The following is a 16,309-nucleotide window of genomic DNA, read 5'->3' on the forward strand; positions in this document are numbered from 1 at the left end:
ATGAAAAAAGGTATTACCATTGCAACTACCATTATTGTCATTGGCTTACTTTGGTACTTTTTTATAAAACCACAAGATTACCAAGTAAGGGTATTGGCAAAATCATTTCCAGGAACCATCAACCAATCATTGAAGGCATGGAACAACACTTTGCCAAACGCTACCATTCAGCAACTAAACGACCTAAATCATCTTGAGCAAAAAATAACTTTTGGAGATTCTACCAATATCTATATCTGGGAAATTACATCAATAACGGATTCAACCTCCAAATTAAAGGTTGATATTAAAGATGTGGACCATAGTTTTTTCAATAAACTTTATGTTCCGTTCACCGATACCGATTTTGAAAAAAGATCACGTAAAACGGTAACCGAATTTATGGAGAGCCTAAACCAACATTTAAAGGAAATAAAAATTACATTTGAAGGTATAGAAGAATTGCCGTCTACCTATTGCGCTTGTGTTGAACACACCACCATACAAAGCAATAAGGCATTTGCCATGATGAAAAGTTATCCGTTTTTAAACTCCGTCATTATCAATAATGAAATACAAATGAACGGTATTCCATTCATAGAAACCACTGAATGGAATATGCAAACGGACAGTATTTCGTTCAATTTTTGTTATCCAATTATCCGAACAGATTCCTTACCTACGATAAAGGATGTTGTTTTTAAGGAATTCATAGGCAAAAAATCATTGAAAGCTACATATAACGGTAACTATATGACCTCTGACAGGGCTTGGTATTCTTTGTTGGATTATGCCAAAGCAGAAAATATTTCCGTAGAACAAACCCCAATAGAATATTTTTTCAACAACCCTAATATGGGCGGAGATGCGTTGCGATGGAAGGCCGAAATATTCTTGCCCATAAAAGATACCGATGAATAAATTTCTTCCTTTTTTAATCATAGCGGCATCTGTACTAATTTCATGTACCAATTATGGTCAACTGAAAGTGGTTACGGACCTACCCACTAGCCTAGAAGAAATTTCTGGAATGGTCACCTATAATGATTCTACAATTTGGGCCATTGAGGATAACGGCAATAAAGATGAAATCTATCAAGTGGACCAAAAAGGTGAAATTCTAAAAAGCCTGAAGGTTAAAAATGGGGACAATACGGATTGGGAAGACCTGACCAAGGACAAAGACGGCAATCTTTATATTGCCGACATTGGGAATAACGCCAATACAAGAAAAAATCTAGTTATCTATAAAGTTCCCAACCCCTCCCAGGAACCAGGAGAAAAAATAGATGCCGAACAAATTGCATTTTACTATCCCGAACAAAAAAAATTCCCCCCAAATAGAAATGCCCTATTTTATGATGCAGAAGCTATATTCCACAAGAACAACAAATTATTTATTGTAACGAAAAATAGATCTAACCCATTTACAGGTGAGGCATTCATTTATACCGTACCAGATAGCAAAGGATCTTACGAAGCATCGCTAATTGGGACTTTTACCCCTTGTAAAGATTGGAAATTATGCCAGATTACCGCAATAGATATCTCTCCAAACGGGGAAAAAATTGTAGCTCTCAGCTATGGTAAACTATTTGTTTTTACAAATTTTACCTGGGATGATTTTTCCAAGGGAAAAATGGAAGAAATAGATTTGGGTGCAAGAACCCAATTAGAATCCATTTGTTTTATAGATAATAAAACCATTTTACTTGCTGATGAAAGAAGCCATGGTACGGGTGGCAATCTGTACACCTACACACTTCCTTAAACCTTAAAATCCAAATCCCAGACCAAAACTAAACCTTGCCCCATCATCACTTGCAAACAATGCCGTATTAATAGAAATAACGTCTGAGGCATTCAAGAAAAAACCACCTCCATAAGAAGTATGCCAACGCTTGGAACTTATTTCCGGATACCACACCCTACCATAATCAAACCCACCAAAAATACCCATGGCCATTGGCAAAAGAGAAGTACGTTTCTTTTTTAAGCTAAAGCGTATATCCGTATTTTGGTAAAAACTGGTTTTCCCGGTGAACCGCTGGTTTCTAAAACCACGAAGTCCGTCCGTACCCCCAATACTTGCCGCTTGATAAAATTCATAACCGTTACCTACATTAAAATGTGCCTTCCATTTGGTGGCCAACACCAATCTTCCATTTGGCACCAGCCTATAATCGAAGCCTAATGAAGGAATAATATACCCAAAATCTCCACCACCATTGGAAATATTGTCCTTAAACCCAACATTTAAACTGGTAGACATGCCCATGGTAGGAAAAGCTTCATTGTCCTTATTTTCATAGGAATAACCTGCATGAACCCCTAAAAAATCACTGTTTGTTTCTTCTCCATTTTGTTGATAGAACGTATTTATAAACCTATCCGCCGTTTCTTCTACACTGATATTTTGATAGGAAACCCCAAATTTAACTTTTGCCCCCAATTGCCCGCGCCACACCAAGGATGGGGAAAATTCTATTTGTCTTAATTTGACCCTATTGTAATCCAAATCATCATCAAGGTTTACGGTGTTGTTACCGAAACCAAAAAAGTTGACGGCAAAATTAGGACTGGTAAATCTTGCATGTAATTCAGCGTTCCAATTCTCTAGAATATGTGCAAATTCTCCCTGATACTTAAAATCAAAACCACTTGTAGCAAAATAATAAGATGCTGCAAATGTATGTTGTTGAGTAAATGGATTTTGTCTAAAACCATTATAAGTATATGTATTTAAAAATCCGATACGCACCCCATCATCCGGATTAAAACCTATGGTAGGTATAATTTGGTTAAAGCTATTTCTAACATTTAAAGGCTGGTAAGTATTTAACTCATAATCATCTGAGCGCTTTACTTTTGCCCCGGACGTTTCTTCAAATGTATTTTTCTTGCTCTTAAAATCATAGAGTGCCACATTTCTACCATTGCCAACTTTATATATATCATTATTTTGACCACCAATGACCCTAACTTTTATTCCCTTAAAATTTGAAGGATTCTCAATCTCAAAAATATCATCGTCATCTAAACCATATACCCAAATTTCTTTGGTATCCGCTTTTGTAAATATTTTATGATAAAAAAGTTTTTCCTTTTTATCATCTATATTCCTATACACCTTTACTTCCGTTTGCCTTTCGTTTAGCCTATGAATTTCAAACCAATCGTCTTTATCAGTACCTGCAACCACTGCATACTTATTAAGGACACCATAATATTCTTGGGCCGTTTCCCGTATATGACTCAGCCGTGCCAACAAAACTTTCTTTATTTCATCTATGGTTTCATCCCTAACCTCTTCAGGAAAAGCGGTAAAGGCGTTATCTATTACTTCCGGAGTTAAATTTTTTTGCAAATAATCCGCTTGCGCCAACCATTGGTCTTTGTCCGTTTCGCCCAATAAAGCCAAGTCCAATACATAGGTTTTTGGAGATGAATTAAAGCCTTTGACACTTCTTATCTCTTCCGTAAAACCTTCCATTAAACGTAACCCCGGTATAATACGGGTAGCAATGTTCATTAAGGCACCATCGCCCATTTTGGAAAACACCTGATCACGGTCTCTGGGTACAGGTCTATAGATTATTTTATCTCTCTCCTTGTCCTTAAATTCTGCCCACCTCCATTGGTCTACATGTCTATCCCAGTCTCCCAAAGCCATATCAAACAATCTTGCCCGTAGGTATAAATCTTTGTCCACCTCATATTTTTCATCATCCCGTAAATCTTCCAACATACTATCTGTACTCTTAAGCTCATTGGAATATCCAAAACTTGCCAAATTTCCATGGCCATCACCGGCATGTTCCTCTATCATATAAAGTTCGTCACCAAAAGTATCGTTGTATTCCTTTAGAGCAGGTTGTTTGGGAACATAATACAATACGGGATTGGTATGGTAAAGTCCCACAGCATCAGAAAGTGCCGCAATGGTAAAAGGTCCATAAGGATGCGACCCTGTGTAAAAATCTTGTAATAGCTCTTGGGTATAGGTTTCCTTTAAGTCTTCCAATACATACTGGTCTTGAAATGCCATGGACTGCAGATAAAGTTCAGCACTTTTTTTCAATGCCCTCATTACATATTCCCTACCGTCCTTTCGTTGTAACCGCAATGATTTGGATTGATGACCGCCCCCTTTCTTCACGGGTATAAGACCCCCCATTAACGTATCCAAATTAACGGTTGGTGCTGTAATTTTGGTGCCATAATACTTGCGGTAACGTTCTCCCCATATAGTCCTAAAAAATTTACTCTTATCAATATCCTCTTGCGTATATACCGAAGCTTTTACGGTTTTAGGAAATGAAACCGTATACTCACCCGTATACTCTACTTGAGTAGGTGGCAATACGGTATTGGTAAACAAAAACTCTTCATTGCCATTAGCCCTAACACCATAGAACCTAACCCTTGAAGAACCGTCTTTGTATACTTCTAGTGTGGCATAGCCCATTTTTCCGGTATTGAACTGCGACCCGTTCAATAATCTAGTGGTACCTTCCTTGGCCCCAGATCCGCTTACAATTTGCGGTGTATTGTTTTCAACAATGTATTGTAAAGTATGTTCGTGACCGGAAGCGAATATTACACGATCGGAAAATTGGGCCAAAGTAGTTACCCTTTTCATCAATTCATTGTATCGCTTGTTGTTCAGATCCTCAACAGATGCACCGGAAGTATTTCTAAGTACATTAATAAATGTTCCCAATACGGGTACCGGCACAGGAAGTTCTTTGGGATAAAATTGTTTACGTAATGAAAATTGACCACCATGGGGACCATAGCTTGTAGTAGGGTGATGCATGGCAATAATCGTAGTTCTATCCCTATAATCCTTTATGGCGTCCTCCAATTCCAGAAAAAATTTCTCCCTGCTTTTTATATCGCATTTATCGTTCATATCCGGGCGCTTGTCCCAATTCGTCAAGTACCACTCCGTATCTATCGTAATAATAGCAACATCATCCGATACCTCTATGACATCCAAGGGACATCCATTTTCCGGTAAAAACGGGTCTTTTTCTTTCTTTTTCAATGCATCCTTGATATAGTTCTCTTCCCGCTCCAGACCTATTAAACCTTCTGTGTACCAATCATGATTTCCTGGTATGAACAATGGTCTACCCTTAAAATTATCAAGGGTCTTCAACTGGGCATCAAGATCATTTTTGGCATTAAAATATGCGGCTGTAGAATCCTTGGGGTCTGGCAAACCAGCAGGATATATATTGTCTCCCAAAAAAATAGCAGTACTGTTCTTATCCGCTTTGTCCAGTCTTTTCTTGAAAATTTTCAAGGCAGCGTTCATGTCTCCCATTGGGGACAGGCCCGCATCACCTATAAGATAAAACGTATGGACCACTTCTTTGTCCTCTTGAACGTCCAACGCATATTTTTCATCTACATATTTAGTATCAATGGTGGCGCAACTGGCAATTACGGATACTATTAATAGGTAAGCATAATATTTTCTCATAGTAATGTAACCCTCTTTAAATTTTTGTAATTTGGGTATTTCTAACCAAAATTTCCTATGTCGAATATCTTAGCCAAGGCACAAGATTTTGTGACCGATCTACTTACTAACAAGTTGGATAAGAATTTTCTATATCATAACCTCAGGCACACTCAACGTGTCGTTAAAAGTACTAAAGAATTATTGGACGCATGTTCTCTATCCGATCAAGAAAGGGAATTATTACTACTTGTTGCCTGGCTGCATGATACAGGATACACCAAAGGGATAAAAGATCATGAGGAGAACAGCTGTGCCATAGCCGAGACTTTCCTAACAAAGGAAGGTTATGAACCCAATAAAATAGAACAGATAAAAACGTGTATACTGGCCACAAAATGGAATGCAAAGCCATCTAATTTAATGGAGGAAATCATAAGGGATGCGGATTCCTCACATTTTGCCCAAAGTAGTTATATTGAAACATCGGAATTACTACGTGAGGAGCTAAAATTACTGGGGGTTAAAAATTTTAGCCAAAAAGAATGGTTGCAAGGCAACATTCAAGTATTTAGAACAGACCACCAATATTACACGGACTATGCCAAGGAACATTGGTCAGAAAAAAAGGACAAGAATTTAAGAAAGCTGATCAAGGATAAAAAATCCGAGAAAAAAATTGCAAAAAAAGAACGGCTCAAAGCCAAATTTAAGGGCGAAAGTCCAGATCGGGGCATACAGACCTTATATAGGGTTACACTTAAAAATCATATTACCCTAAGTGATATTGCGGATACCAAGGCCAATATTCTTCTTTCTGTGAATGCCATCATTATATCGTTGGCATTATCCAATTTAATTCCAAAATTGGACAACCCGTCCAACGATTATCTCATTTACCCAACCGTAATCTTTGTTCTCTTTGCTATAGTATCAATGATATTAGCGGTTTTGGCAACTAGACCCAATGTAACCAGTGGTTCTTTTACCAAAGAAGATGTGGCCAACAAAAATGTGAATTTATTGTTTTTTGGTAATTTTCATAAAATGAAATTAGGTGAATACGAGTGGGCCATACAAGAAATGCTAAAGGATAAGGATTACATATATTCTTCCTTGACCAAAGACCTTTATTTTTTAGGAATAGTGCTCAATAGAAAATACACCTTGTTGCGTTGGACCTACACTATATTTATGATAGGCATGATCCTCTCCGTTATTGCATTTGCAATCTCGTTCAAGTTCTATGGCCCGGACAGAAAACTAGAATTATTGAGCCAAGTACTATTCCTTTAAGGTATCGATCAAATCGTTGTAAGTATAGGTTTTATCCGGAGCTTTCTCCGTTTTGTATAGGATTTCCGCACGTATGGCCTTAAGACCCGATACGCCCTGCAACCCCTCTAACTCAACAATCTCTATTTTGTTGGTAAAATAACCTTTAGATTTTAAGAACTTAATATATCTTAAATACTCCAGTTCATCTTTTTTCTGTGAATACACGATTGAAAGCATGCCTTTCTTGGTTAATCTTTCCTCGGTTCCCTTAATATATGATTTGTCTATCCTTTTCTTGATTACCTCATAACGGGCGTTATAGGTTCCATCAACATCAAATTGTTTTTCATCCATTCTAAATCGAATGGATAATGAGGTATTGTACACCAGTATTAATGAGGTGGCGTCTAACGGAACGGGCAACTCAGGTTTTAGGGCATAGTGCACATTTTCCATTTCACACATTACCTGTAATTGCCAAAGTCGAAGATTATTAAGATATAGCTGGTTATATTCCAAATCTTCTGATATAGATTCACCAATGTACATATTATGTTCTACTCCATCCGTCTTAAAGCGCTCATAATAATGTGGATACATGTTTTGTGCACTTTCTTGCTTCTTATCAATAACGGCAGATAATTTTTTATTGATCAGGGTTACACTTTCATCATAGTTTTTTCTATGATCGTAATATGAACCCGTACCCATATCAATCTTTGCCTCATAGGCAAGAATATGTTTTTCAATGGTACTATCGGATTTTTTTAAATGCTCAAAAACCGGTGTGATTTCATCGTGTACAAAATCAAATATGGCCTGCTCACTATTGGTGTACAACATTTCCTTTATACTTTCAAGGTGATTGTTCACCCTGAATATCAATTCTTCATAAATGGGCAGGTGCCACTTATCCATAGCCAAAGTAAGAACATTGGCTATTTCAGAAAGCTGTATCATTAAATCTCGCTGAATGGCAAGGTTTCTGGCCTTGGAAGAATCCTTAATATCAATTTGACCAAAAAGCGGATACACATCCTTAAAGATAATTTCCCTGAACGCAGTTGGTCTTCCTTCCAACTCATCTCCCATAAACCTTTTGGCCTCTTCCTGAAATTTCCAATATACAGAGGAATGCACAGAGGTACACTCATTCTGTATAATTGCATCTATCCTATTATTTTCCTCATTTTTGGCGCGTACCACGGCAGAAACGATAAAGGGCATTACATCGTCCAGCTTTTGCGCATTTACACCATTCAACACTCCTTTTCGTTCAGAAACTACTTCTAGAACGCCCAATAATTTTCCTTCAAAGGCAATGGGAGCAAAAATTGCACTCTTTATTTGCTGCTCCTTTAATGCAGCATAAGGCTCCACACCCTCATTTGTCTCCACAAAACGGTCAATATCGGTTATGATGAAATAAGCATTGTCATTGATCAACTTGTCATACGACTCCATGCACAAAGCGGTCTTGCAGCTTAAATGATCTTGACCATGTAAAAGAAAGCTATTGAAGCTCATGCCTATAATCTCCTCAAACCTATCGCTCTTGGCATCATATGAGGCAAAACCCACCTTTATATTGGGCAGTTTAAAGAAGGATTTGAAGGTCTCCTGCAATTCCTCCATGAAATTTACGGGACGTAAATTATTCTTGGAAATCAATTTTGATTTTATATCGGATATGGCCTGCTCTGCCGTAACGTCAAACAAGTTTGCTATAACAAAACCCTTGCTAATAAAACTTTCTGGCGGAATCTTCTCCATCCACAATGCTACGTCATATGGGTTTTCCAATAATTCATCTACATCGTCCTGGGTAATGTCTTTTGCTTTTTCAGTAGCAATAATCTCTATAAAATCTGCATTGTATAAAATTCTGTAGTGGCGCATAACCCCCTGCGCATCTGGTATATCATAAAAATAAGGTCTGCTGAAATCAAATTCAAATCCATAGTGGAAATTCAAGATCACAACACAGCTCATGATATAGTCCATACCTTCGCCAAGACTTCTCATTTCTGGCTGATATTCCTTACCAGCTTCACTGATTATCTTTTGAAAGCGTTTTGTTGACTTAATGATAACATCCCTGTACGGCAACGTGGCAACCTTAATTTCGTTGGTACTCAATGCCTCGGTAAAGGTATCCTGTAAAATTCTATCGATAACCTCCTTGTATTTTTCCAATAGAGCAAAATCCGTAAATCCGTCACGCAGTTCCGGATATTGGCTTTGGGCATCCAAAATGCGTTTGGCCGTTGCGGCCAAAAAAGGGTCATCTCCGGTCAATTGTTCCTCATACTTCCGCAGAAGTTTGTCAAAACTGACCAGATGCTTTAAAGGCATAACACTATTGTACGGATGGTTCATGTAATTCTTAGTCTACATTTATGCTGTAAAGTTACAAAACACCACAAGTTTTTTAGGAACTACTCCCATATGGTTGGCGGGATTTTCGGATATTTAACGAAAAATAGACCATGTCATCGGAAACCAGACTTAATAAAGCCCTTAAAAATGCCAAAGTCCTTTCCTTTGACGATACTTCCAAATTCATTCTGTTTAGTGACTGTCATAGAGGTGACAATAGTTTTGCCGATGATTTTGCCAATAATAGAAACATTTACTATCACGCCCTAAAATTCTATTATTCAGAAGGATTTCAATATTGCGAGCTTGGTGATGGTGATGAACTATGGGAAAACATTCACTTTGAATCTATTTTTGAAGCACATAAAAATGTATTTAAATTATTAAAACAGTTTCATCTAGAACATAGATTACACATGATCTGGGGCAATCATGATATGGTCTACAAGGATGAAGCTTATGTTAAAAAACACCTTTCAAGTTATTTTGAGCCTATTGACGATAAGGACAAATCGCTCTTTGAGGGCATAAAATACCATGAAGCCATTATATTAAGGCATAAGGAAACCCAACAAGAAATTTTTCTTACCCATGGCCACCAAGCAGATTGGTGGAACTATACTTTTTGGAGATGGGGCCGATTTTTAGTCAGGGTCCTTTGGAAACCTTTACAGGTATGGGGCATTGCCGATCCTACCTCTCCAGCAAAGAACTACACGGAACTTATAAAAGTAGAACGGCGTATAAAAAAATGGATTTTAAAGCATAACCTTTTGGTTACGGTCATAGGGCATACCCACAGGCCCCGTTTTCCAGAACCTGGTGATATCCCCCTTTTTAACGATGGTAGTTGTGTGCACCCTAGGAGTATAACAGGAATTGAGATAGAAAACGGAAAGATCTCATTGATCAAATGGCAGATCAACACTACCGATGATGGTACTTTACGTGTTGTACGTATTTTACTTGAAGGTCCCCAAAAACTAGAGGACTATAGAGAAAAGTAATGTAATGGTTACAATAAACGAACTTATAGACCAAATTCCTGTTAGGCATAATCTAACATCGGGCATTATGTTGTTGGGGGTGGTACAAAACATCTTTATAAGTCTTATAATGTTGTTAAAAAGTAAGGGAAACCCGCCCTTAAAATATTTGGCCCTAGCAATTTTGTTCGGTGCCATAATATTTTTAGATGTATATGTCTGTTACACCGGGCTAATGAAGCATGTACTTTTTTTAAACGATTCTACGGAACCTTTGGTCCTTTTATTGGGACCCATGATTTATTTTTCCATTTATGGTTTCTTAAAGCGGAGGCACATATCACTAAAACAAGGTTGGTGGCATTTTGTGCTTCCAGTGGGCTATTTTATGTCTCAAATTCCTTTTTACCTTGCACCACTATCAGTCAAACTTAATGCTTATCTAGGCGCATATTTTAATGATTTTCCCACTGCTAACGTAACAGAAAACTTTAATTACAGCTATCATTTTTTCAAGGATATTTTTGATTGGCTTATTCTGATAAGTCTTTTAACCTATACCATCCTATCAATGATCTTGGTTAGGGAAGAACATGCTAGAATTACTCAAAATGCGTCTACCGGCAACTATGCCAAATATATATTTACAAGAAACTCCGCGCTTATACTGTGTTTCTTTTTCTTACTTGTCTTTTGCGTATTTTATGTATATGATGATGATAAGGGTGATCAATATATTGCAATTTTCGAAACCGTAGTGGCATTTGCAACCACCTATATTATAGTTTCGGAATCACGCTTTTTTGATAAATCTTGGGTAGCGGACAAATATGAAACTTTAGGAAAACCTACCAAACAAATTTCATTTAAGGAAATAGAAACATTTGTTGATACAGAAGAGTATGTGCTATCCATAAATGCAAGTTTAAATGATCTGGCCGGACGCTTACAGATGCACCCCAACCAAATTTCAAAGGCAATTAATCTAGGGTTTGGCTCAAACTTTAATTCCTACATCAATTCTAAACGAATAGCCCTTGCAAAACAAAGACTTATAGATGCGCAATATAACCATCTCACTATTGAAGCTATAGGAGCATCTGTTGGTTTTAAATCCAAATCTGCCTTTTACAATGCTTTTAAGAAAGAAATAGGGTCTTCCCCTTCAAAATTTCAAAAAACAATTTATCCAAAATTGTAATTGTGGAGAGATTGGCGGTCCATTAGAACCACAAAGACATCTAGAATCTTCAAATTTGACCAAAACTTAACGGTCATGGATAAAAGGTTTAGAAGATACGATTTGGATTGGTTGCGTGTATTTGTCTTTTCGCTATTAATATTCTATCACGTGGGAATGTTCTTTGTTCCTTGGGGGTGGCATTTAAAAAACAATATCATTTATGAATGGCTAACCTGGCCTATGCTATTTTTAAACCAATGGAGATTGCCCATTCTATTCCTTATTTCTGGCATGGGAACCTACTACGCTTTTTCTAAACGCACCCTGTTGGAATTTAACAAAGAACGTTTTCTACGATTAGGTGTGCCCCTGCTCTTTGGTATGTTGGTCATTGTACCCCCTCAAATTTATTTTGAACGTTTGGCGGAAAATCAATTTCACGGATCCTACCTGAAATATCTTGGTACTATTGCATATAAGGGTGTTTACCCAGAAGGTAACATTAGCTGGCACCATTTATGGTTTTTGCCCTACCTATTAATATTTTCCATTCTTCTATCCCCCGTTTTCATTTTTTTAAAACATAGAAAAAATAAACTGATCAGTTGGACCAAGGGAATACTTCATAAACCACTGGGACTTTACATTTTTATAATACCATTGTATTTGCTAGAAGCATTTATGGAACCTTTTTTTGATATTACCCATGACCTCCTTAATGACTGGTTTAATTTCACTTCTTCCATGACCTTGTTTTTCTTTGGCTTTGTCCTGGTTGCCAATGAAGAGGTTTTCTGGATAGCTCTATCAAAAATCAGACAAAAAGCACTGAGATTTGGTATTTTAGGATTTATAGGTCTACTCTTAATCTGGCAATTGGAAGATGGTTACGTGGTACATTTTACCGAAGCATTTTTAAAAGTCTTTAATTTTTGGTCATGGATTCTTGTACTATTGGGTTATGCAGCAACCTATAAGAACAAACCAAGCAAATACCTAAGTTATGCCAATAGAGGAGTGTACCCATTTTACATCCTGCACCAAACAGTCATAATTGCATTGGCCTATTATGTAAAGGATTTAAACTGGGGGCTGCTTACCAAGTCTTTTGTTCTTATCATAGGTACATTCCTAATTTGCTGGTTTATCTATCATTTTATAATCTTAAAAATAAAAATTTTACATCCCCTATTTGGATTGAAAAAAATGGTTTAACATCTCATTGATCATAAAAAACTAGTTTAAAAATCCACCCTAAAACTTCAACAATTATGTGACTTACATAAGGTTTTGGTTTCTAAATATATAGAATCAATTAAACCTTATTAAAATGAAAAAATTTATTGCAGAATTTATCGGGACGCTATGGTTGGTCTTAGGTGGTTGCGGTAGTGCCGTCCTTGCAGCAGGATTTCCAGAAATGGGTATTGGCTTTGTTGGGGTATCCTTGGCCTTTGGACTCACCGTGGTTACCATGGCGTACGGCATAGGCCATATTTCCGGATGTCATTTAAATCCGGCCGTATCCATTGGTCTCTGGGTAGGGGGGCGTTTTGACGGTAAAGATCTATTTCCTTATATCATTGCCCAATGTATGGGGGCTATTGCGGGTGCTGCCATACTATTTCTTATTGCATCGGGTAAATCAGATTTTGTATTGGGCAATTTTGCCGCCAACGGTTATGGAGAGCATTCCCCGGGAGGATACAGTATGACTTCTGCATTCTTCATTGAAGCGGCTATGACCTTTATTTTTCTTTTTGTGATTTTAGGTTCTACATATACAAAGGCCCCAAGAGGATTTGCCGGCTTGGCCATTGGCCTTTGCCTTACGCTTATACACCTTATTAGTATACCGGTCACCAATACTTCTGTAAACCCTGCCCGTAGTACCAGTCAAGCACTTTTTGTCAACGATTGGGCACTAGGACAACTATGGTTGTTCTGGTTGGCCCCAATTATCGGTGCTATTCTAGCAGGAATTGTATATAAAATTATCTCCCCTGAAACTACGGATTAAATTATTCTCACATTAAGAAAGCACATCATATTTATATAAAATATGATGCGCTTTTATTTTATGGTATATTTAAAGTATCAACCAATCAACTCAACTTTAACATGCCATTATTCATTGTAATTTTAGGAATACTTCTACTCTTTGTACTTATTGCCCGTTTTAAATTAAATGCTTTTATCACCTTTATCATCGTATCCCTGTTCGTTGGTATCGCAGAAGGTATGGACCCCTTAAGTGTTGTGGACTCCATTCAGAAAGGTATAGGCAATATATTAGGTTTTCTCGTCATTATTTTAGGTTTGGGAGCCATGTTGGGCAAATTGGTGGCAGATAGTGGTGCCGCCCAACGTATAACTACAAAACTGGTAGAAAAATTCGGTAAAAAGAATATTCAATGGGCCGTTGTCCTAACGGGTTTTATAGTAGGTATTCCCATGTTCTATTCCGTAGGGTTCGTGATTTTAGTGCCCTTGGTATTTACCATTGCCGCAGCTACCGGGCTACCCTTATTATATGTTGGACTTCCAATGTTGGCCTCCCTCTCGGTAACCCATGGATATCTACCGCCACACCCAGCCCCTACTGCATTGGCATCTATGTTCAATGCCGATATTGGTAAGACATTATTATACGGTATTTTAGTGGCCATCCCAGCAATTATCGTGGCAGGCCCCTTATTTTCAAGAACTTTAAAGAATATAAATGCTACCCCTTTAAAGGAATTTATAAATCCTGTAATTTTAAAGGAAGATGAAATGCCCAGTATGGCCAATAGTATCATCAGTGCACTTTTACCCGTAATTCTTATAGCAATTGCCGCTCTTGCCCAGCTCTTTATGCCTACAGATTTCTTTCTAACAAAAATTTTAGTGTTTATGGGTAATCCTGCCATAGCCATGTTGATTTCGGTATTGGTGGCTATTTATACTTTGGGATTGGGCCGAGGCAAAAGTATGGCGGAAGTTATGGGTTCGGTAAGCAGTGCCATTACAGGAATTACCATGGTACTTCTAATCATTGCGGGATCCGGAGCTTTAAAACAGGTATTGATCGATAGTGGAGTTAGCGAATATATTGGTGGTATATTGGAACAATCTTCAATATCTCCTTTAATTTTAGCTTGGCTGATCGCTACGGTCATCCGTGTGTGCGTAGGTTCCGCAACCGTAGCCGGTTTAACGGCAGCAGGTATTGTACTGCCATTGGTGCAAGGCACCGGAGTTAGTCCAGAATTAATGGTGCTAGCCATTGGTTCCGGAAGTTTAATGTTATCCCACGTAAACGATAGCGGCTTTTGGCTCTTTAAAGAATACTTCAACTTGTCCGTAAACGATACCCTTAAAAGTTGGACCGTTATGGAAACAACAGTAGGGGTTATGGGGTTGATCGGTGTTCTGGTAATAAATATGTTCATTTAAAAAAATTAATATGCAAAAGAAACCTTCTGAAAGAATTAAGGAATTAGGGTTGGTACTTCCACCCGCACCGCCACCTGCAGGATTGTACAAACCGGTTCTTGTCGTGGACCATTTTCTTTATATATCCGGACAAGGACCCATGCAGAATGACGGTTCTTTGATTATTGGCAGAGCAGGCGATGATATGACCATGGAAGAGGCAAAATTAGCCGCAAGGCAAGTGGCCTTGACCATGCTATCTACTATACAGACCCATTTTGGCGATATCGATAAAATTAAACGTATTGTAAAGACCTTGGGAATGGTAAATTCCACTCCAGATTTTGGGCAGCAACCTTTGGTCATTAATGGTTTCAGCGAACTTATGGCAGCTATTTTTGGTCCCGATAACGGTGTTGGTGTTCGTAGTGCAGTTGGTATGATACTACCTGGCGGAATACCTGTTGAAATTGAGGCTCATTTTGAATTACATCATTAAATCTCATGAAAGACGACCACTGGTATTCCTTACACTATCCTGAGGAGGTTATTTCGCCCTCACTACTTGTCTATCCAGATAGAATACAGCAAAATATCAATACCATGATTTCTATGGTAGGTGATGTAAATAGATTAAGGCCCCATGTAAAAACCTACAAAAATGCCAACATCATTGGTATGCAAATGTTATCTGGAATCCACAAATTTAAATGTGCCACGATTCCCGAAGCAGAATTGCTTGGAGATTGCAACGCCAAAGATGTCCTATTGGCCATGCAACCTATTGGCCCAAATACTAAACGCTTTGTTGAACTCATAAAAAAATATGGCACTACCAAATTCTCTACCCTCGTAGACAACGCCAAAACTGTAAATCTGCTAGGTGATCTAGCTAAAGCGAATAATATTAAAATTTCGCTGTGGATAGATATCAATAACGGTATGAACCGAACAGGTATAGCTCCTGACCAAAAAGCATTGGCCCTATATAGAGCATTAAATGAACATGAGCATTTAATTGCCGAAGGTTTACATGTGTACGATGGTCATTTACGAAATACGAATCCCACTATACGCCAAGCAGATTGCAATACCGCTTTTGAACCAGTATTAAAATTAAAAGCCGCTATTGAGCAACTACGGATACCAAGTCCAAAAATAGTGGCTGGTGGTTCACCAACATTTCCATTTCACTGTAAACGGAAAGATGTGGAGGCCAGCCCAGGTACCACATTACTTTGGGATTCCGGCTATGGAACTCTTTTTCCAGAGATGAATTTTTTACCTGCGGCAGTTTTAATAACACGAATACTCAGCAAACCCACTACTGGTATTCTTTGTTTTGATCTAGGTCATAAATCAATAGCACCAGAAATGCCTTTTCCCCGAATAGAATTTTTAGACCTTGAACACAGTAAGCAAATTAGTCAGTCAGAAGAGCATTTGGTAGTTGAATATGACGACCTTACCATACCTGAGATAGGTGATGTGCACTACGCAGTTCCTAAACATATTTGTCCTACCGTAGCTAAATACGATACCCTTACCGTCGTTAAAGATAATGAGGTTATCGATCATTGGCCGGTAACTGCAAGAACCCAAAAATCTACTATTTAA

At 38.0% G+C, this 16,309-nt stretch carries 12 protein-coding genes; 10 read left to right on the forward strand and 2 right to left on the reverse strand.

Going from position 1 to position 16,309, the window contains the following annotated elements; translation table 11 throughout:
* The gene (locus CHB68_RS10340; RefSeq protein WP_089260807.1) at window positions 1–900 is read left to right on the forward strand and encodes a GyrI-like domain-containing protein; all 900 of its coding nucleotides are present in this window, start codon (window positions 1–3) and stop codon (window positions 898–900) included.
* On the forward strand, window positions 893–1,750 hold the full coding sequence (locus CHB68_RS10345; protein WP_089260808.1) for a hypothetical protein: 858 nt from the start codon (window positions 893–895) through the stop codon (window positions 1,748–1,750). Before CHB68_RS10340 ends, CHB68_RS10345 begins: the two co-directional genes overlap by 8 nt.
* A gap of 3 nt (window positions 1,751–1,753) precedes the next feature.
* Here the strand turns inward: CHB68_RS10345 and CHB68_RS10350 are convergent, their stop codons facing one another.
* The gene (locus CHB68_RS10350) at window positions 1,754–5,470 is read right to left on the reverse strand and encodes a metallophosphoesterase (RefSeq protein WP_089260809.1); all 3,717 of its coding nucleotides are present in this window, start codon (window positions 5,468–5,470) and stop codon (window positions 1,754–1,756) included.
* Between the two features lie 57 nt (window positions 5,471–5,527).
* On the opposite strand from CHB68_RS10350, the gene CHB68_RS10355 reads away from it, so the two are divergent.
* Window positions 5,528–6,745 carry a Pycsar system effector family protein gene (locus CHB68_RS10355; RefSeq protein WP_089260810.1) on the forward strand — a complete coding sequence of 406 codons (1,218 nt, stop codon included), beginning with the start codon at window positions 5,528–5,530 and terminating at the stop codon, window positions 6,743–6,745.
* On the opposite strand, the gene CHB68_RS10360 is transcribed toward CHB68_RS10355, so the two are convergent.
* The gene (locus CHB68_RS10360) at window positions 6,734–9,106 is read right to left on the reverse strand and encodes a GAF domain-containing protein (RefSeq protein WP_089260811.1); all 2,373 of its coding nucleotides are present in this window, start codon (window positions 9,104–9,106) and stop codon (window positions 6,734–6,736) included. The genes CHB68_RS10355 and CHB68_RS10360 overlap by 12 nt on opposite strands.
* A gap of 110 nt (window positions 9,107–9,216) precedes the next feature.
* Between CHB68_RS10360 and CHB68_RS10365 the strand changes: the two genes are divergently transcribed.
* From CHB68_RS10365 to CHB68_RS10395, 7 genes are all read left to right on the forward strand, one after another.
* Complete coding sequence (locus CHB68_RS10365; protein WP_089260812.1) at window positions 9,217–10,113, forward strand: metallophosphoesterase family protein; 897 nt, start codon at window positions 9,217–9,219, stop codon at window positions 10,111–10,113.
* A 4-nt stretch (window positions 10,114–10,117) separates the two neighbouring features.
* A complete protein-coding gene (locus CHB68_RS10370; RefSeq protein ID WP_089260813.1) occupies window positions 10,118–11,293 on the forward strand; it encodes a helix-turn-helix domain-containing protein in 1,176 nt (391 codons plus the stop codon).
* A gap of 75 nt (window positions 11,294–11,368) precedes the next feature.
* Complete coding sequence (locus CHB68_RS10375; protein WP_089260814.1) at window positions 11,369–12,490, forward strand: acyltransferase family protein; 1,122 nt, start codon at window positions 11,369–11,371, stop codon at window positions 12,488–12,490.
* Window positions 12,491–12,605: 115 nt separating this feature from the next.
* A complete protein-coding gene (gene aqpZ / locus CHB68_RS10380) occupies window positions 12,606–13,295 on the forward strand; it encodes an aquaporin Z (RefSeq protein ID WP_089260815.1) in 690 nt (229 codons plus the stop codon).
* 101 nt (window positions 13,296–13,396) lie between these two features.
* On the forward strand, window positions 13,397–14,713 hold the full coding sequence (locus tag CHB68_RS10385; protein WP_089260816.1) for a gluconate:H+ symporter: 1,317 nt from the start codon (window positions 13,397–13,399) through the stop codon (window positions 14,711–14,713).
* Between the two features lie 10 nt (window positions 14,714–14,723).
* Window positions 14,724–15,191 (forward strand): RidA family protein, encoded by a 468-nt coding sequence (locus tag CHB68_RS10390; protein ID WP_089260817.1) that lies wholly within the window; start codon window positions 14,724–14,726, stop codon window positions 15,189–15,191.
* 5 nt (window positions 15,192–15,196) lie between these two features.
* Window positions 15,197–16,309, forward strand: a complete 1,113-nt coding sequence (locus CHB68_RS10395) for a D-TA family PLP-dependent enzyme (protein ID WP_089260818.1) — start codon at window positions 15,197–15,199, stop codon at window positions 16,307–16,309.

It is taken from the genome of Maribacter sedimenticola, assembly GCF_900188415.1.
GTDB lineage: Bacteria > Bacteroidota > Bacteroidia > Flavobacteriales > Flavobacteriaceae > Maribacter > Maribacter sedimenticola.

Coding starts and splice junctions, on each gene's coding strand:
- CHB68_RS10360 (WP_089260811.1), bottom strand. CDS start 9,106: ATGAACCATCCGTACAATAGTGTTATGCCTTTAAAGCATCTGGTCAGT.
- CHB68_RS10355 (WP_089260810.1), top strand. CDS start 5,528: ATGTCGAATATCTTAGCCAAGGCACAAGATTTTGTGACCGATCTACTT.
- aqpZ (WP_089260815.1), top strand. CDS start 12,606: ATGAAAAAATTTATTGCAGAATTTATCGGGACGCTATGGTTGGTCTTA.
- CHB68_RS10365 (WP_089260812.1), top strand. CDS start 9,217: ATGTCATCGGAAACCAGACTTAATAAAGCCCTTAAAAATGCCAAAGTC.
- CHB68_RS10340 (WP_089260807.1), top strand. CDS start 1: ATGAAAAAAGGTATTACCATTGCAACTACCATTATTGTCATTGGCTTA.
- CHB68_RS10370 (WP_089260813.1), top strand. CDS start 10,118: ATGGTTACAATAAACGAACTTATAGACCAAATTCCTGTTAGGCATAAT.
- CHB68_RS10350 (WP_089260809.1), bottom strand. CDS start 5,470: ATGAGAAAATATTATGCTTACCTATTAATAGTATCCGTAATTGCCAGT.
- CHB68_RS10375 (WP_089260814.1), top strand. CDS start 11,369: ATGGATAAAAGGTTTAGAAGATACGATTTGGATTGGTTGCGTGTATTT.
- CHB68_RS10390 (WP_089260817.1), top strand. CDS start 14,724: ATGCAAAAGAAACCTTCTGAAAGAATTAAGGAATTAGGGTTGGTACTT.
- CHB68_RS10345 (WP_089260808.1), top strand. CDS start 893: ATGAATAAATTTCTTCCTTTTTTAATCATAGCGGCATCTGTACTAATT.
- CHB68_RS10395 (WP_089260818.1), top strand. CDS start 15,197: ATGAAAGACGACCACTGGTATTCCTTACACTATCCTGAGGAGGTTATT.
- CHB68_RS10385 (WP_089260816.1), top strand. CDS start 13,397: ATGCCATTATTCATTGTAATTTTAGGAATACTTCTACTCTTTGTACTT.